Source organism: Vibrio sp. D420a, assembly GCF_030248625.1.
GTDB lineage: Bacteria > Pseudomonadota > Gammaproteobacteria > Enterobacterales > Vibrionaceae > Vibrio > Vibrio fortis_A.
This window is the reverse complement of sequence record NZ_JAHGAN010000007.1, coordinates 17,327-35,096: the sequence shown is the minus strand read 5'-3', so window position 1 is coordinate 35,096 and position 17,770 is coordinate 17,327. Positions and strand designations below refer to the sequence as shown.

Genomic DNA, 17,770 nt, shown 5'->3' with positions numbered 1-17,770 from the left:
GGTAATCTATCGCTCAAATTGGGCCATTGTTCTATTGAGGTCATTTTAATGCTTTCGTCTTCTACTGAGCCTGTCAAAGTCGCTGTGATCGCGTTTGAAGGGATCAGCGCATTTCATTTGTCGGTACCCTGTTTGGTTTTTCAAGATGTATTCATTGAGCAGCAACCCAAGTTTTCAGTGAGCTTGTGCAGTCTCTCTGGGGATGATTTTGCCTCGGGATCAGGCTTTGGTATCAGTATAGAAGAGGGGATTGAGCGTGCTCGCGATTGCGACATTATTGTAGTGCCGAGTTGGCCCAACTCTTTACCTCAGGTGCCAAAAGCCCTAATTGATGAACTGATATTGTGTCATTCGCAAGGTAAAACCATTGTCGGGCTCTGCTTAGGTGCTTTTGTGTTGGCGGAAGCGGGGTTACTCAACGGGCAGAAGGCGACGACTCACTGGGCCTTTAGTCAACAGTTCAAAGAGCGCTTTCCTCTTGTTGAATTCGATGAGCAGCCTCTGTTTATCGATAACGAGAGCACGATTACTTCAGCGGGTACCGCAGCTGCGTTGGATTGCTGCTTACATATTGTGAGGAAAGTATGTGGGACTGAGGTCGCGACCCAACTTGCACGTATCATGGTCACTGCCCCGTATCGCTCTGGTGGTCAACAGCAATACATTCCGACGCCGATACAAACTAAGCCAACTCAGGCCATTAGCTTTGAAGGTGTGATTCAGGAGATAGAGCAGAACCTAACTAAGTCATACAACCTAGATGAAGTCGCTTCATTGTGTGCAATGAGTCGACGTACGTTTACCCGTCAATTTAAAGCCGCATATGGATGTTCGTTTGGTGAATGGTTACTGCAACAGCGTTTGAAGCTTAGTCAGCGATTGTTAGAGTCTACCGACTACGCAATTCATCAAGTGGCAGAGCAAGCAGGCTTTGGGTCTGAGAGCGTCTTTCGCAAGCACTTTAAAGCGACTTTTAACTTGGCTCCCACCCAATGGCGTGACAAATTCACTAAAGTCTAACTGCTATGACCACTCGGTAAATGTGTCATAAATATTTCAATCGGTAGATAGAGAGGCTGTGAAAAAGGTATAATATGCGCTCCTGTTTTATACCGAATTTCGTTAAGTTACTGTTTACCAATATGTTAGATAACCTCCGTTTAGTCATCAGTGTTACCTTGGTGACTATCAACACTGCCGTGATAACGGTGCTGATCTCTTTGCTTGCCTTGATTAAACTGCTCATTCCTGTTGCCTCGGTAACTAAATTGTCTAACCGTGCGTCTGATGCTGTGTTTTGGCTTTGGGCGACAGTGAATCTCGGTATTTTGTCTTCGATGAACCGTATCGATTGGCAAATTGAAGGGGGTGAGGAACTATCAAAAGAGCAGTGGTATTTGATGATGTCGAATCATCGCAGCTGGGCGGATATTGTGGTTTTAGCTTCGGTGATGAAAGACAGAATGCCAATGCCTAAGTTCTTCCTTAAGCACGACCTTCTTTATGTACCGTTTGTGGGCTTGGCGTGTTGGGGCTTGGATATGCCATTCATGAGAAGGCACTCGCGCGAGTTTCTGCTTAAAAACCCAGAACGCCGCAACGATGATTTCAATGCGATTCAGAAATCTTGTCAGAAGTTTCAAAACAACCCGACGACTGTAGTGAACTTCGTGGAAGGCACGCGCGTGAATGCTGATAAATTGGCGACAGTGAAAACTCCTTACCAACATCTACTAAAGCCAAAAACGGGTGGTGTGGCGTTTGCTCTTTCTAATATGGGCCACATGCTTAATGGTGTCGTTGATGTGACACTAGCGTATCCAGAGAATCAAGAATCACCATTTGAGGATATGCTTAAGGGCAAGATGACCAAAATTGTGGTGCGAATTAAAGTACACCCAATGGATGAAAACTTAGACGGCAACTACTTTGAAGATAAGGTCTTCAAGCGTCGTTTCCACAGTTGGTTAAACGGAGCTTGGGAAGAGAAAGACCAGTACCTTGATGGCGTGTATAGCAGTAAGCAATAGCCTACGCCATTGATTCCAGATACAACAAAGCCGATTGATTCCAATCGGCTTTTTCTTTGTCTTCGATTTGCAGTTCTAGCGACTTAAACAGCTTGATATTGCTCTATGATATGAGCCACAGAGTTGGGCTTTCCTCGCTTTTCTAAACCAAAAGAGATGCGTTGATAGTGTTGCAAGGTACGCTGTTTGTATTTCTCGATCACGTGTTGTTCTTGTTCACTGTTAGGTAACCAAATCTTGTTGCCGACAGGAGACACTTTATGTTGGTGTAAGTGAGTACCTGCTAACTCGTTGCTAGCTGGCTGATAGGTTACATGCAGTATTTCATAGAAGCGTCGATTCTCTTCCACGAGCTTTTCATCGATCATTGAGAAGTCGCCTTTCCCGAGATACTCACGCAGCTCAAACAGTTGATGCACTGGGCACAGTAGAAAATCAAAGGAGATATTCGGGTTATTTGAAATGACGGCTTCGATTAACATCTGCGTTAGCTCTCCGCCGATACCCGCAATGACAACCAGATGTTTGCCTTTGTGATCGGTAAGTGGCAGTTGGCTCATGTCCATACAGTGCACGTGCCACTGTTGAGTGGTTTCGCTATCTTGGTTGCCCAGATTGTTCGCGACAAAGTGCTGACTAAGAGTTGCTTCAAGCTCGCTCATCAGGCTGGGAACAATATCGACGAAGTGAACATTCGGCGCTTTTTGCTCAATCAATAGCTGCATACCTAAGTGGCCATGATCGCAGCAGCAATCCCAGATATGATCATAGGGTTTAGTAATGAGGTCACTGATAGATTGAAGTCGATGACTGAGCTTTATCATGAGTAGGTTCTTTCTATTGAGCGAATGACAGCGTTGGATTTGACCGGAGAGGCATTGTAGTCGGTTTCAGAAAAAACGAAAGCACCGAAGAGGGAGTTCGGTGCTTTTGTTCGCTTTATCGGTTTTATGCAGCAGCGGTGGAAGCTGCGTCTGCCGGTGACATAGGTTTGAAATAACCTTCGACGCGGTTTCGACCTAGTTGCTGAGCAATCACTTTGGCTTGTTCCGCTAACGCCAGTGCGGGTTCTGACTCCCCTTTGAGCGAAGAAAACCCAATGCTTACGCTGGCTGAAAGATCAATATCAGGCGTCTTAATCGTGCGTGAGGCAATGGATACCCTGCACTGGTCTAGCTGGGTTCTAGCATCGTTCTCGCTGTTGGCTTTAAAAAGAATGGCAAACTCTTTGCCACCCATTCGTGCCAAGCTCAAACTCTTTGGTTTTGGAAAGTGGCAGCGAATGGCTTCGGTTGTGTTCTTAATTAAGCTATCACCGATGGTTTCACCATAAGCGTTATTCAGGTGCTCGAAATGATCAATATCCAGTAGAGCGACAAAGGTATCAGGTTCATTAAGATGAGACGCTAATGCAGTATTGAAGTTGTTCTTGTTATCAAGCTGAGTCATCAGGTCTTTGCAACTTAGTTGATGATGCAATACAAGATTCGCTAATGATGTTTCAGTAGCGCTTCGAACCATACGCAGAATAGAGCGGTTAATAGGGAATGTGCTGTTGATGTAGAGCACGGCGAGGAGCTGCTTGCGTGAATGGAGTGGAATGCAGTAGTGACGCTCGGTAATTTTAAGGCTTCGAGCCAGTGAGTCAGCATAGCCTCCATTGCGGTAGGTTAGGCTATCTGGTAGCAAGCTTTGTGCTAGGGATTGATTGGTATGCACAATGCGCTTGTTTCCATGGTAATCGATCGTGCTAAATGCGTGACTCGTTGAATCATAGAGACAAAATTGAATGCCCTTGTTGTAGCAGAAGTGATTGATTACTGATTTAAGCTGACGTTTAAAGCCCGCTATATCATCCACTTGATTGAGGAGTGATAGCGCTAGGTTGAGCCTGTGAATTAGATAATTGGCGGCAATCCAGAGAAGTAGGAGTGAACTAAGCACAATCGCGGTCAAGGTAAATTGATGGGAGCTCGTCAGTATGTCTTGTCGATCGGTACCGGCAATGAATACCCAGTTTAGGCTGTTATCTGCATCATAAACCGATACTTTAAAGTGATCTTGATAGTAGTACTCGTGTTGCCCAGAGGTTTGCCCCAAGGATAACTGGTGGCTGATTCCCGCATGAAAACTGATCGATTTTGTGCCTACTCGTGTTGGATCTGGGTGGAAGATCAGTCTTTCCGTTGAGCGGTCGACGACAAATATGTAGCCATTGTTCAGTGTTTTGAGATCACGTAAACCTTGGGTGGTGTGAAGAAGATCAAACTCGATCCATATCTCTTTCGGGCGGTCTGAAATGGTGTGCTTAACTGCGAATACCCAGCGTCCATCAGTCTTTTGATAGACTGAAGAGATATAGAAATCTTCTGCGACACTATCGATTCTATGCCATGTTAGGCTGTTCAGTGTCGACGAGGGGAGGGATAAGCCGCGGCTAGAGAGGTATTGCTTTGTATCTAGATGATATAAGACGATATCGGAGAAGTTAGGTGTGCGTTTGAGGATGTTTTCACTCAGTTCGATGAAGGCGCTTTTTGAGGCCGTTTGACCTTGTTCTAAGCTGGTTTCGAGGAGGTAGAGCTTACCAAAAGTGGCTTCAATATTAGATCGAATAATAGAGTTACCAATCCGAATGTTAGAAGCAGACTGCTCCCGCGCTGAGTTCTCCATCCGCTCTAACTGAGCTGCCGCTAAATAGATCATTCCTCCTGTGAGTAAAACAATATAAGGTTTGAAAAGACGAATTAATGTTTTAGGTAAAGCCATGATATCCAAAGACGTTATAGATTCATTTTTATAGTGGCAGCATACTAAACAGTTTTCGTAATCACATCAATGCAAATAATTCCATATAAAAGAAACGGATTTGTGATATTCACCGAATAAAAAAACCAGCTATAAATATAACTGGTTTTTATGTAAATCGTTCTTATATTGAGCGCTTTTCTATGTGTTTGAGCTGTTCTTCTGGCTAGGCGCAGTAAAGTGCAGAATGGCCATCGACGTTGGCGAAAGCAGCATTTCACCTTCTGCAGAGCCTGGTTTTACATTGTGAGAGTTGGTATCACAAATCGTTACCCAGTTTTGCTCTCTGTCATTTGGCAGTTTAAAGCGAGCTGGCGCATTGGTTTGGTTGATCAAGTAGATCATCTCATCGCCATCTTCACCAATTCCCAGATGTAGAGCGACAGAGCTGAGTCGGTTCCAGTCATCGTGCTCCATCAGCGTGCCATCGACACGGCTCCAGAAGATTCGGTTCGAGTTACGCTGTTCACCACTGAACGCCTTAATGAATGGCACCATATACTCTTGGCGAGCTGCAACCATGTCAGAGAGCCACTGCTTAAAGTCAGATTTTCGCTCGCTCGGTTCCCAATTTAGCCAGCTCGTTTCACTGTCTTGACAGTAAGCGTTGTTATTGCCGTTTTGGGTATGAGACAGCACATCCGCCGTCAGAATGTGTGGGATACCAAAGGCAAACAGTAAACTCGCCATGAAGTTACGCTTCTGCTTCTCGCGTGTGGCGATTACTAAGGTATTTTCAGTTTCACCCTCAACGCCATAGTTTTCCGAGCGATTATCACCGTGACCATCGCGGTTGTTCTCACCATTCTCTTCATTGTGCTTATGCTTGTAAGACACAAGATCTTGCATGGTGAAGCCGTCATGGTAAGTGATGTAGTTAACCGTCAGCTTATAAGGCCAGTGCGCGGCACTGTAGATATCGCGTGAGCCCATTAGGCGTGTCGCGAACTCTTTCAGGTAGCCTTGATCGCCACGCCAGAAGCTGCGGGTAATGTCTCGCAGTTTGTCGTTACACTCGTTCCAACCTAGTGGGAAGTTACCCACTTGATAACCGTTCGGACCAATATCCCACGGTTCAGCAATCAGTTTGGTCTCTTTCAACACTGGATCTTGAGCTACTGCTTTGAAAAACGCCGCTTCTGGGCTGTATTGATCGCCTTGGCGGCCCAACGTTGCAGCTAAGTCGAAGCGGAAGCCATCAACTTTAAATTCAGTTACCCAATAGCGCAGCGTATCCATAACCAAGTTGAGTGACGCTTGGTATGTTAGGTCAACCGTGTTACCGCAGCCAGTGAAGTTTGCGTAGTGGCAACCGTGCTTGATGTAATGACGATGATCGAGCGCTTTCAGGTTGAAGGTACAACCGCCTTCGCCACCTTCTGCTGTATGGTTGTAGACAACATCGAGGATAACCTCAATGCCATTGCGGTGAAGTTCACGGATGGCTGTTTTGAGCTCGGTGACGGCGTCTTTTTCTGCATAACGAGGGTCTGGAGCCATGAACAGGTATGGGTTATAGCCCCAGTAGTTTACCTTGCCCATGTCTAAAAGATGCGGTTCATGCATACAAGCAGCAACCGGTAAAAGTTGCAGCGAGTTGATGTTCTGTTCTTTGTAAAAGCTGAGCATTTCAGGGCTGACTAACCCCATATAACGACCTTGGCCGTTTTTCTCTACTTCAGGGTGTAAGTTGGTTAGGCCCTTTACATGCGTTTCGAATAGCACGGTCTCTTCTCGAGAAATTCTAGGTCCTTCGATGCCTTGCCAATCGAAGCTGTCGTCTGTCACTACACACTTTGCCATACCGAAACTCTTTTCCGGCGTATAAGGCGTTTGATAATGAAGTGGCTCACTGAGTGCCTTGCCATAAGGGTCAGAGAGCAGCAGTGACCCTTCTTCTGTCTCAACGATGAAGCCATACTTTTGACCTGCAGAGATACCCTCAACAAAGGTGTACTTTATGCCGGCGTATTCGTTTTCTAATTTATAAGTGACAAATTCATCATTCTCGTCAAAGAGGGCGAGTGAGAGATTAGGGCAGTCAGGGGAATAAATAGAGAAGTTACAGCCAGTGTCATCTAGCGTTGCACCGAGTGGATATGGGCGTCCGAGCGTTCTAGTCATTGTTTTATTTCTTAATCGTTAAACAGCTTTGGTGAACTATTAGTAAAAAGCTTTGTCTCTTTAAGGTCAAGCAACTTCAAGAAGAATTTATTGTTAAAAAAATAATTTACCGATTAAGTTCAAACAATATATTTGAGCTGGATCTCATTTGATATGAATAATTAGATCTGTGTACTGTCTACTCCTCCTAGATTAAGTGATCCAACTCTTCTAAACACCGTTCTGTAAATTTTCTACTCCCTTCTCATCCCCCTTAATTTAGTTAGGGGTGGAGGAAGTCAAACTTGTGCGCCCCCCTTAATATTGACCCCGTTGAAACGAATCAGGGGAAACCCTAAACCTCTCTATCTTACGTCCGCCATTACTGCCTTTGGCTGTCGCAAGAGAGCAAAAATATAAAACCTAAAAATAAATCGTCCTTAATGGAGTTAAGAATGAAAAAAGTAAGTTTGATTGCTGCAGCAGTGACTACCGCGCTAATGGCTGGCTCAGTATACGCAGAAGAAGTAGCTCTTGATGTAACAAGTGGTGATGAGGCAATGGAAGTTGAGGTAGCTAACCCAACTGACGTGATTGCTGATGGTTGGGAAATCCACGGTTACATGTCTTCTAACGTTCGCGTTGTAGATGGCAAAACAGTTGATACTGAATTTGGTAAGCCAGATTACAAAACAGCAGGTACACACGGTAAGAGTACTAACCAAGTTGAATTTGTAGTTAAGAAGCACTCAGAGTACCAAAACGGTGTTTGGGCGGACTACGTTCTACGTACTGAATATGGTAACGGTAACTCTTACGCATACACTTCTTCAGGCAGCCAAAAAGACAACACGACTGCACAGTTTGAAGTAAAAGAAGCGTTTGTTGAGCTAGGTGGCATTCTTGGCGAAGACACGTCTATCTGGGGTGGTCAACGTTTCCTAAACCGTGCTGCAGGTATCCTATCTGGTGAGTTCTGGAAGCAATCTTCTGGTATCGGTGCAGGTATCCAAACTAAGCTAGGTGGCAACACTGCTGGTATCGCTTACATGATGGCAGATACTGATGATTCAATTAACAATGGTGCAGACCGTGCAACTCTGTCTTCTCTAGACCTTTACTACTACGGTGTAGATGCTGGTATCGGTTCTCTAGACTTTGACTTCAAATACGGTCAGCAAGCTCTAGACGGCGAGAATGACGACGGCTTCGGTGCTTCTGTAACATTGAACACTAGCTACTACGGCCTAGACGGTTGGACACAGAACGCGATCGCTTACGGTAAAGGTGTAATGCAAAACCGTGGTGTGAACTTCGGTGGCTGGTCTGGCGGTGACGACAACGCTGAATCACTATTCCTAACTTCTTACGGTGTACTAAACATTTCTGATCGTGTTCAACTAGGTACAGAAGTGACTTACATTACAGCTCTCGACCAACTTTGGGGTGCTGAAGGTCTAACTCGTTACATCGTAGCAGCTCGTCCTTCTTACAAACTGAACGACAATGTTCGTCTAGAAGCAACTGCATCTTACGGTCACGAAGAAGGTGATGAAGGTTACTGGGGTCGTACTGGTGACGCTGTTGAAAGCAACATTATCAACCTAGAAGTTGCAACTGCATTCACAGCTAACTCAGACTACTTCGGTCGCCCACAAGTGAAGCCTTACATCAGCTACATCAAAGCTGACGATGAAGCAAGTGCATCACAAATCGGCATCGAAAACGGTAAAGACCAATTTGTATTCGGTGTTCACACTGAAATCTGGTTCTAAACCATTTATAGTAAAGGGCAGCCGGTTGGCTGCCTTTTTCCGTTTCCCCCTACTAACAACCAATAGTGAGAGAGATTACAATGACAAATAAAAGCTCCATGTTAGCCGTTTTACTAGGTGCCTTGCTAAGCGGTTGTGCTTCAGATGCTCAAGTACAAACACAATTAACGCCCCCAACCAATGCAGAAGTATGTTGTAGCGATTTTTCGCAATTTCCATACGCTCAACTTAACGACAATGAAGATTTAAAATTTGATATCGACTTAGGTTCTCCTGTCGGTACCTTTACAGAAGGCAATAGCCATTTTGCGGCCTTTAGATTCAGTGATCGCTCCGGAGAAATGGTAGTGACGCTGTCTAGCCTGATGATTGATGACTCAGTGTTTGCTCCGGAAGCAATTCTATTGGATGAAAATTTTCAGCCAGTAAAAACACTGAAATTTGAAGATTTCAAAATTCGCGCATCAGATGCTTTTACACGCACTAGCTATATTGAGCGCGTGCGTATCGATGCCAGCGAAACCCCATTTATGGTTGTTTACACACCAGCGGATCAATTAGGTAAAGCGATTCAGGTTGATCACCCAGCCAAGGTGCGTGCCAAAGAGTTTGGTGAAGTGATGCCAATGGTAACTGACCCTGTTTACACAAAACAGTTAGGTGGTCGCTTGGAGCTGGAAGTTCAAACTCTAAAACTTCGCCCTTATCGTGCCCAGCCAGTTGTTGTGCCTGCAGCAGTAGCCGCAGCACCAGTTGTCGCTGAAACGAAGAAGCCGACAACACAAATCCGTGTTCAACAAGAGACTCAAGATTTCTACATCTCTGCCATTCAAAATGCAGTTAAGTCCGGTGATGTTCCAAAAGCACTCAGCTTATTAGACGAAGCCAAAGCACTGAATGTCGAAGGGGCTCAAGAAGCCTTTGTACGAGCAGTCAACGCTAAGTAATTGAACAGTGATAGCGCCTAATATAGGCGCTATTTTTTTATCTAGAGTTAACGGTTTTTTGCAATGACACAAATAGAACAAGATGACCTGCTGTTGATTGAGGCGTTTCCTATGCCTCAATTAAAGCGCACTCGCACCCTACGAATCTACCTCCCTTACGATTACGGGACATCCAACAAGCACTACCCCGTGCTCTACATGCACGATGGCCAAAATGTGTTTGACGAGCTTACTGCGACTTATGGCATGTGCTGGCAAGCAAAGACCACCTTGGATGAGATGCAAAAGCAAGGTGAAACAGATGGCATTATCTTAGTCGCGATCGACAGCAGCGATGAGCTCGATAAAATGGGACGATACAATGAGTATTCGCCTTGGAAAGCGACGAGTCAGATCAGTGAGTTTGGTATTCCAGACGCGCTTTGCGATTTTGGTGGTGAAGGGGATGATTACGTCGACTTTATCGTTGATACGTTAAAGCCATATATTGATCGTAATTACCGAACCCAGCCGCAACGCAATTCCACTTATTTAGCGGGCAGTTCAATGGGTGGATTGATCAGTTTGTATGGCGGTGGCAAGCACCAGCATGCATTCGGTACGCTTGGGGTGTTTTCACCTGCGTTTTGGTTTAACCACAGTGAATATTTCAATTATGCCTCTGGTTTGGAGTTTGAGCTTCCTGTTAAGATCTATATGGACATGGGAACCAATGAAAAACGAGAAGATACCAGCGTAGATTTTGCTCAGGTATATTTAGATGGTTCCCGCTCAATGAATGATATTTTATTAAATAAAGATAATGTCTCTCTTATTTATATGGAAGGAGAAGGGCATGAACATAATGAAATTGCTTGGGCGAAACGCTTTCCCGATTTTATTCGATTTATTATGAACCACTAGAAAAAGCCTGAACAATTTATTTGATATATTTTTGTTCAGGCTTTTTATTTACTATTAGTCTTTCGCTACTGCGAGTTCCTGATTTTCCCTTTTATTACGTAAGTAATCCTGATTAAGAATACTATTGTGGGCGATTGAAATATCAGGCTGCGCAAACTCAAGTCCTTCTAACAGTTCATAATTTGGTTGGTTATGAATGGTTATTGCGGCCTTAGAAGTATTCGTTGTCACGTCTCCGTTCTCTTGGTTGATGATGATCTCTAGATCAATCGCAAGAGGAACACGAACTTCTGCGTAGTGGCTGTTATTAATATCTAGGGTTAAAACCAGCTCGATATCAGACATCGCTTCCGACTCTTCACTCGATGAGAAAGCATATCGAGTGACTTCATTATCTGACGAATAACCTAGGACAATTCGTTTATTGTCGCCATAAGGTAGCGAAGCGTTAAATTGCGTCCACTGTTGAGGCAGCTTAGGCGCAATATTAATACGATTGTCGAGCAATTGAGGGCGGTAGCCTAAGTAATCTTGCTGAGCGTTTCTTGCGTACTCTGATACCGACCAAGCTTGTGCAAAGGTGCCAGATTCAACTAACTTGTTATTGTCGTGTTGGTAGGCATCTAAGTTTTCACTCATGGTGCCACGACATCCTTGATTAAGGATCTGCTTGGCAAGGTTCTTAGACAGTCGGTAGCTAAAGTCTTGTTGCTTGTATCGCGTTAACGCCGTAACGGTAAAGCCGGCATTCCAGCCCCAGATCGTTCCATTGTGATAGGCCGCATCTTTATGATATTGGCTTTGATTGTCGTGGTAAGGGTGGAAGTCGATATGTTGCTGCTGCAGAGAACAGATACCCCAAGGGAACAATAACTTATCGACCGCATTTTTGACGATGTGTTGCTCAATATCAGGCGTAGTCAGCGACTCTTGCTGCGGAATTGATATTGTCATTAGCTGGTTTGGTCTAACGCTATAGTCAGGTTTATCGCCATCGGTTAGGTGATCCGCTAAACAACCTTGCTCTGAGTGCCAAAACTGGCTGATGAAGCTTTGCTTTACTTGAGAAGCGCGTGTTTGCCACTGCTGTTTGCTTTCATCATCACCAACAAGGTCAGCTAAAGCCATCGCACAATGAAGGCTTTCGAACCAGAGTGCCTGAATATCATTCGCTTTTGGTCCTCTTGGTGACCATGGAATCGCGCCGTCAATTTTAGCATCCATCCAAGTATCAGGATGTCGGTGGCTCATTAGGCCATCTTGTGCAAGGTAATGCTTCTCTACGCCTGAGATAAAGCGTTTTAAAGCTGGATAGATGGCTTTAGCAAAGGCCTCATCTCCCGAATAGTTGATGTATTCCAGCGCTTCTCGAATCATCCATGGCGTACCATCTGTGGTGTTATAGATGATGTTAGTTTTACTGGTGACTCGATTTGGAATACGACCAAAGTTAACCGAAGATTCGTCGGTCATCTGCATTGCTGCGAAGTTCTCAATAATGGCCTTCGCTTCTTCAAAGAAACCGTTAACCAGGCTGGTTCCAGATAGCGCGATAAAGGTATCTCGTCCCCAACAGTCTTTAAACCAAGGTAAGCCAGCCCATATCCCAGTACCGAATTCATGGCTCACAAAGGTACGGCTAGCTAAACGTGCCCACATTACTGCTCTATTGTACTCAACGTCGTTGGTCCACAAGTAGTTGTTACATAGGAACTGGTAAATCGCTTGCTGGTGGCGAACTAATGCACCTTTCTCTGCCGCGTCTTCTGCCATGTATTCAGCTTCTTGTCGCTGATGTGCAAAGCTTATGTACAGCACCAGTTCTGTCTGCTCTTCTTTTGTTGAGAACAGAAGATTGATGTTGTTTGAAGAGAGCTGCATAGGCTCAGCGATAGAGCGGACTTGTTCTGAAGAAAGCTCTTCAACTTGTACAGCGTGATTGGCTGTTAGTGAGACAAACTTAGGGCACCCTTCAGGACAAACCTGGTCATCGATCTCTAGGATGATGTGGTTAGGAGACTGATGAACCTGCACGTAATGGCTTGGAATATTGAGTTCAGGCAGTAGGCTTAATGTCTGCTCAGTATCGCTCTTAACGGAAATTGCGACCTGTCTTTTCTCTTGCATCAAGCTCAAGCAGTCTTGGTTCGATGGATAGTTATGCTCAAGCCCATAAGGCATCAAAGACGCTTGTTTTGCTTGGGTTTTGTCATTGATAACGCGATTGATGAAGCTTGCAAACCCACCAAACAACCAACCTTGATGATGGCGATATTTGCCGCTGTTGATGAAGGTGTGCGTGGTACCGTGGTAGTAGCCATCAACGTTGTCGCCGAACACGAAAGTAAACGGCGTTGTTTCGGTGATCGCAAGCTGGGCAAAAAGATCGTTCGCCTCTAAAGCGAAGCTAGGCTTTCTCCACTCTTGTTGCTCGGCCTCGATTGCCTCTAATGTAATATCGACAGGCGGTCTCTGCGTTACAGCTTCTGATTGCTGTTCACCTTGCTCTATGGTCATGGCTGGCGTGTTAGATGCAAGGTCGATGGTCACTGTGTAGTGGCCTGCGGCTTGAGGTGTGAAGAGTAGGTCGTTACCAATGCCTTGAGTGTTAACCAGTGGTAACACGTTTTCTAGAGCACATTCTACGGCTTTGGTTGGGTGGCCTGATAACGTCCATTGCTTGGTGCCATCGAGATCGGAGATCTTAAAGCGGTATTGATCTGTTGAGAGGCATAACGTGGCTTGCAGTGTATGGTCGTTGATTGCTGTGAGTGGGGTATCAAGTCCCCAGCCATTAAACGTACCTTTTAGGTAGAGTGTTGGGATTTGCATAGGATGAAGGTTCCAAAACAAAAAAAGGCACAGCAAACTGCTGTGCCAAAGGACATAGGATATTAATTATGGAATGGTTTACTTAGTAATTTGTTTTGCGGCAGTGTCTAGCGCTTCGCGCACGGTTTGCTTGCCTTGCATTGCGTTATCAATTGCAGCACCCTCAGCGAACCAGTAAGCAGTCATTTGTGGGATGTTTGGCATGATTTCGCCGTTTTCTGCGTTAGTCATTGTTGACTTGATGCGCTCATCACTCTCAAGAATCTTCTGGAATGATTTCAGTGTTACCGCACCAAGAGGCTTATCATCGTTCATGATTTTTAGCGCGTCGTCTTGGAATAGGTAGTTTTCTAAGAACTCAACAGCTAGATCCGTATTTGGGCTCGAAGCGTTGATGCCCGCACTTAGGATACCTACGAATGGGTTACCTTTACCGCCGTTCAATGTTGGCAGTTCAGCAACACCGTAGTTTACGCCTAGCTTATCTAGGTTACCCCAAGACCAAGGACCATTGATGGTCATTGCTACTTCACCTTTAGTGAACTCAGCTTCAGATACAGAGTAATCCATGTTTGGATCAACAACACCTTGGTCAACCATGTCCACTAGGAACTGTAGGCCGCGAACGCCAGCTGCGTTGTTCACACCTGTGCTTTTCGCGTTGTAACCTGTCGCTGTTTTCTCAAATGCGAATGCACCACCCGCTGAGATCATCGGCCATGTGAAGTAAGCGTTTTTCACGTCCCACATGATCGCTTTCTTGTTCTGCTTCGCCATCTCTTTTTGAATGTCAGCTAGCTCTTCCCAAGTTTTTGGTGGCGTAGGCAGTAAGTCTTTGTTGTAGATAAGAGAAGGTGCTTCGATTGCCAGTGGGTAACCAACAACTTTGCCGTTTACTGTTACTGCATCCCAGCTGAAGTCTACAAGTTTTTCTTTAAATTCTTTGCTTGGGTTTAGTTCATGAAGCAGGCCAGCTTCCGCGTATCCGCCAAAACGGTCGTGTGCCCAGAAGATGATGTCAGGGCCGCCGCCTGTTGCAGCATGCTGTTGGAATTTCGCTTCTAGAGAATCTGGGTATTGAACCTTGATTGCAACGCCTGTGTCTTCTTCAAACTGCTTACCGATTTCAGCAAGGCCAGCGTAGCTCTTATCGCCATTGATCCAGATAGTGATTTCGCCTTCTTCCATCGCAATAGCAGGAGCATTGCATAGAGCAGCAAGGGTACAAATTGAAAGTGTTTTTAATAGAGGTTTCATAGTCTTGTTCCATATTAAGAAGGTTATCCGTAACGGGAAACGCTTCTACCAGTTCTTATTATCTGCTGAAAATAATATCGACTAATTTGGCCTTTGAGAAATAGGTAAACGCACCTTTGATATAGTAAAAAACTATAGCAATGCCGATATAGTGCTGTTTTACAGGCTATCGCCATAGTTTTGTGAAGTGGCGCGTATAGAGAAATGTGAAGGCGGGCTCAAACTATTTTGGGGTGTTGAAAACCATCCCAAACTAAGCGCTAGGTTGCTTAGGCTAAGATGTGAAATGTTGGATAGAATCGATGGCTTTGGGCAATAAAAAAGGCAAGGAGAACCTTGCCTTTGGTGTGTTGAATTTAACGTATGATTACAGTTTTACAGCAAATGATTCATACGGTGCCAGTTCAAGCTTAGCTGACAGCTCAGTGATCGTTTGATAGTTATTGATGAGACAATCAAGCGTCTGAGTTTGGTATTGTTCAGGCATATCCAGTGTCAGGTTGTCGTTTGAGAAGTTACAAACCACAAACAGTTTTTCGCCATCCAGTTCTCTCACGTACGCAAACACTTGGTCATGCTCTTCAAAGACCGGAGTGAATGAACCATAAACGATTGCAGGGTGTGCTTTGCGCAGCTCAATCAGTTTTTGATAGTGGAAGAATATTGAGTTTGGATCGCTCAGTGCACTCTCTACGTTAATCTCTGGGAAATTCGGGTTGAGTTCGATCCAAGGCGTACCTTCTGTAAATCCACCATTAGGTTTGTTGTCCCAATGCATAGGCGTTCTAGCGTTGTCACGGCTGTTCTCGTGAATCGCGCCCATCATGTGTTCATGGGTTACGCCCGCTTCTGTTTTTACTTTGTAGAAGTTGTGAGTTTCGATGTCTTTGTATTGTTCTAACGTATCGAAAGCAACGTTGGTCATGCCGATCTCTTCACCTTGGTAGATGTAAGGTGTCCCTTTTAGGAAGTGCAGACACGTCGCGAGCATTTTCGCTGACTCAATGCGATACTTTTTGTCGTCACCATACTTAGAGACTAAGCGCGGCAAGTCGTGGTTGTTCCAAAATAGCGAGTTCCAGCCATCGTCAGCCAGTTCTACCTGCCACTTGGTGAGTACGTTCTTGAATTCACGCAGATCTAGCGGGATTGGGTTCCACTTATCGCCATTTTCCCAGGTCAGGGTAATGTGCTCGAATTGGAATACCATCGAAAGCTCATCACGATCTTGGGCGCTGTATAGCTTAGCGATTTCAGGCGTTGCGCCCCAAGTTTCACCAACCGTTAGCAGATCTTTATTACCAAAGGTCGCTTGGTTCATCTGTTTTAGTAATGAGTGCAAACGTGGGCCATTACCTGTAATGCCTTTATCTATCTCTTTGCCGATAAGGTCAATCACATCAAGACGGAAACCACCAATACCTAAATCAATCCACCAATTCATCATCTGGTGAACTTCTTCTTGTACTTTCGGGTTTTCCCAGTTTAGGTCAGGCTGACGTTTTGAGAATAGGTGGAAGTAGTACTGCTCTGTTTGCTCGTCCCATTGCCATGCGCTGCCACCAAAAATAGATTGCTGATCATCCGGTGCGCTGCCATCTGGCTTTGCGTCACGCCAGATGTAGTAATCTCGGTATGGGTTGTCTTTTGAAGAACGAGCCTGTTCGAACCAACGGTGTTCATCTGATGTGTGGTTGACCACAAGATCCATAACGATCTTGATGTCGCGCTTTTTGGCTTCATCCATCAAACGTTTCATGTCTTCCATGCTACCGAACTCTTCGGCTATCGCTTGGTAGTCTGAAATGTCATAGCCGTTATCATCCATTGGAGATTGATAAACTGGCGACAACCAGATGACATTGATGCCCAGTAGTTTTAGATAGTCGAGTTTGCTAATGATGCCGTTTAGGTCACCGATACCGTCATTGTTAGAGTCTAGAAAGCTGCGAGGGTAGATTTGGTAGACTACCGCGTCATGCCACCATTTTTGTTCCATTGTACGATCTCACTTATTCATTTCACTTTCGTCACTATAGAGATTTCACCTCTCTCTGGGAAATAGCGAGAATGGTGCTCTCTATAGAAAAATCCTATATCATTGTGGCTTGAGGCGTGATCCAGTCTTACTTGTCTAAAACTGTTGAAATTCTAACCTTACATTTTGTGATCCGATGCAAACTAAGAGAATACGATGAATAAGCTCTACCGATATTTTTTGATGGTTGCGCATACAGGCAGTATTAAAGGTGCTGCTGAAAAGCTCAATATCAGTCAGCCATCATTGACCGCTGCGATTAAGAAACTTGAGAACGATATTGGCGTGCCGATTTTTGTTCGTAAGTCGAAAGGTGTAGAGCTCACTGAGTATGGCTTACTCTTTCGCGAACATGCTCAAGAGCAGCAAGAGAAGCATCTCTCTTTAATGCACCGTTTTACTGATATGCAGCAGCGTCAACTGGGTAAGTTGAAGTTGGGTACGGGCGAAGCTTGGTGGGAACAGTTTGTTCGCGATGCGGTAGCAACCTACAAAGAGCAAGAGCCTTCGGGTTCACTCCACTTGGAGTTTGGTAATAACCTCTCTTTGATGCATCACTTGGTACAAGGCGATATCGATCTGTTTGTTGGCCACGAAATCTACGGCTTGCATGAGCGATGTAAAGTGACCTTCTATCCGCTGTTTAGAGATAAAGAAGCGATGTTTGTGAGGGCTGAACACCCTTTATTGACACGGAAAAAGTTATTGACTGAAGTGTTGATGACTGAGGCCGAGGCTTATCCGATCTTGCGGGTTACGCCAGATCACTCGCGTCACAACTCGGTATTGAGTGATCATGTAAACTCTCAAATCATGACCAAAGAGAGCGAACACCTGGGCCGAGATATCTACGATGTGGACTCTCTATCTGCCAGCATCGATCTGTTGAAAATGACCGATGCGGTTATGCCATATAGTCACACCATGTGCCAGTGGATGGAAGAGCAGGGGGTTGAGACACTTTTGGTGAACAGTGAACGTTTGGGGAATGTTGGGCTTTACGCAAAGCAGGGCGTGAAGGATAAAAAGATCGAGGCCTTTATCGAGATTCTTCAGCAACACTCTTATTAGTGTGCC

At 45.1% G+C, this 17,770-nt stretch carries 12 protein-coding genes; 6 read left to right on the top strand and 6 right to left on the bottom strand.

Features of this window, described 5'->3' with window-relative positions; translation table 11 throughout:
* The first annotated feature begins 48 nt into the window (after positions 1–48).
* Together KI743_RS07065 and KI743_RS07060 are read left to right on the top strand one after the other, a co-directional pair.
* On the top strand, positions 49–1,020 hold the full coding sequence (locus tag KI743_RS07065; protein WP_285465733.1) for a GlxA family transcriptional regulator: 972 nt from the start codon (positions 49–51) through the stop codon (positions 1,018–1,020).
* A 122-nt stretch (positions 1,021–1,142) separates the two neighbouring features.
* The gene (locus KI743_RS07060; RefSeq protein WP_285465732.1) at positions 1,143–2,030 is read left to right on the top strand and encodes an acyltransferase; all 888 of its coding nucleotides are present in this window, start codon (positions 1,143–1,145) and stop codon (positions 2,028–2,030) included.
* Positions 2,031–2,113: 83 nt separating this feature from the next.
* On the opposite strand, the gene KI743_RS07055 is transcribed toward KI743_RS07060, so the two are convergent.
* From KI743_RS07055 to glgX, 3 genes are all read right to left on the bottom strand, one after another.
* The gene (locus KI743_RS07055) at positions 2,114–2,851 is read right to left on the bottom strand and encodes a tRNA (adenine(22)-N(1))-methyltransferase TrmK (RefSeq protein WP_285465878.1); all 738 of its coding nucleotides are present in this window, start codon (positions 2,849–2,851) and stop codon (positions 2,114–2,116) included.
* 127 nt (positions 2,852–2,978) lie between these two features.
* Positions 2,979–4,736: a diguanylate cyclase domain-containing protein gene (locus KI743_RS07050; RefSeq protein ID WP_285465731.1), complete on the bottom strand. Its 1,758-nt coding sequence runs from the start codon at positions 4,734–4,736 to the stop codon at positions 2,979–2,981.
* A 243-nt stretch (positions 4,737–4,979) separates the two neighbouring features.
* Positions 4,980–6,962: a glycogen debranching protein GlgX gene (gene glgX, locus KI743_RS07045; protein ID WP_285465730.1), complete on the bottom strand. Its 1,983-nt coding sequence runs from the start codon at positions 6,960–6,962 to the stop codon at positions 4,980–4,982.
* A gap of 434 nt (positions 6,963–7,396) precedes the next feature.
* Between glgX and KI743_RS07040 the strand changes: the two genes are divergently transcribed.
* From KI743_RS07040 to KI743_RS07030, 3 genes are all read left to right on the top strand, one after another.
* Positions 7,397–8,716 carry a carbohydrate porin gene (locus KI743_RS07040; RefSeq protein ID WP_050487373.1) on the top strand — a complete coding sequence of 440 codons (1,320 nt, stop codon included), beginning with the start codon at positions 7,397–7,399 and terminating at the stop codon, positions 8,714–8,716.
* A gap of 80 nt (positions 8,717–8,796) precedes the next feature.
* On the top strand, positions 8,797–9,663 hold the full coding sequence (locus tag KI743_RS07035) for a MalM family protein (protein ID WP_285465729.1): 867 nt from the start codon (positions 8,797–8,799) through the stop codon (positions 9,661–9,663).
* A gap of 63 nt (positions 9,664–9,726) precedes the next feature.
* Positions 9,727–10,566, top strand: coding sequence for an alpha/beta hydrolase (locus KI743_RS07030; protein WP_285465728.1), 840 nt, complete (start codon positions 9,727–9,729; stop codon positions 10,564–10,566).
* A 54-nt stretch (positions 10,567–10,620) separates the two neighbouring features.
* Here KI743_RS07030 and KI743_RS07025 read toward each other — a convergent pair whose 3' ends face one another.
* From KI743_RS07025 to KI743_RS07015, 3 genes are all read right to left on the bottom strand, one after another.
* The gene (locus tag KI743_RS07025) at positions 10,621–13,398 is read right to left on the bottom strand and encodes an amylo-alpha-1,6-glucosidase (protein WP_285465727.1); all 2,778 of its coding nucleotides are present in this window, start codon (positions 13,396–13,398) and stop codon (positions 10,621–10,623) included.
* 78 nt (positions 13,399–13,476) lie between these two features.
* Positions 13,477–14,655 (bottom strand): maltose/maltodextrin ABC transporter substrate-binding protein MalE, encoded by a 1,179-nt coding sequence (gene malE / locus KI743_RS07020; RefSeq protein ID WP_150896795.1) that lies wholly within the window; start codon positions 14,653–14,655, stop codon positions 13,477–13,479.
* A gap of 367 nt (positions 14,656–15,022) precedes the next feature.
* Complete coding sequence (locus KI743_RS07015) at positions 15,023–16,654, bottom strand: alpha-glucosidase (protein WP_285465726.1); 1,632 nt, start codon at positions 16,652–16,654, stop codon at positions 15,023–15,025.
* 195 nt (positions 16,655–16,849) lie between these two features.
* On the opposite strand from KI743_RS07015, the gene KI743_RS07010 reads away from it, so the two are divergent.
* Positions 16,850–17,764 carry a LysR family transcriptional regulator gene (locus tag KI743_RS07010; RefSeq protein WP_285465725.1) on the top strand — a complete coding sequence of 305 codons (915 nt, stop codon included), beginning with the start codon at positions 16,850–16,852 and terminating at the stop codon, positions 17,762–17,764.
* The last annotated feature ends 6 nt before the right edge of the window (positions 17,765–17,770 follow it).

Bases quoted from the DNA above. Each gene is read 5' to 3' on its own strand.
- malE (WP_150896795.1), bottom strand. From the start codon at position 14,655: ATGAAACCTCTATTAAAAACACTTTCAATTTGTACCCTTGCTGCTCTA.
- KI743_RS07040 (WP_050487373.1), top strand. From the start codon at position 7,397: ATGAAAAAAGTAAGTTTGATTGCTGCAGCAGTGACTACCGCGCTAATG.
- KI743_RS07010 (WP_285465725.1), top strand. From the start codon at position 16,850: ATGAATAAGCTCTACCGATATTTTTTGATGGTTGCGCATACAGGCAGT.
- KI743_RS07060 (WP_285465732.1), top strand. From the start codon at position 1,143: ATGTTAGATAACCTCCGTTTAGTCATCAGTGTTACCTTGGTGACTATC.
- KI743_RS07025 (WP_285465727.1), bottom strand. From the start codon at position 13,398: ATGCAAATCCCAACACTCTACCTAAAAGGTACGTTTAATGGCTGGGGA.
- KI743_RS07035 (WP_285465729.1), top strand. From the start codon at position 8,797: ATGACAAATAAAAGCTCCATGTTAGCCGTTTTACTAGGTGCCTTGCTA.
- glgX (WP_285465730.1), bottom strand. From the start codon at position 6,962: ATGACTAGAACGCTCGGACGCCCATATCCACTCGGTGCAACGCTAGAT.
- KI743_RS07015 (WP_285465726.1), bottom strand. From the start codon at position 16,654: ATGGAACAAAAATGGTGGCATGACGCGGTAGTCTACCAAATCTACCCT.
- KI743_RS07065 (WP_285465733.1), top strand. From the start codon at position 49: ATGCTTTCGTCTTCTACTGAGCCTGTCAAAGTCGCTGTGATCGCGTTT.
- KI743_RS07030 (WP_285465728.1), top strand. From the start codon at position 9,727: ATGACACAAATAGAACAAGATGACCTGCTGTTGATTGAGGCGTTTCCT.
- KI743_RS07050 (WP_285465731.1), bottom strand. From the start codon at position 4,736: ATGATCTATTTAGCGGCAGCTCAGTTAGAGCGGATGGAGAACTCAGCG.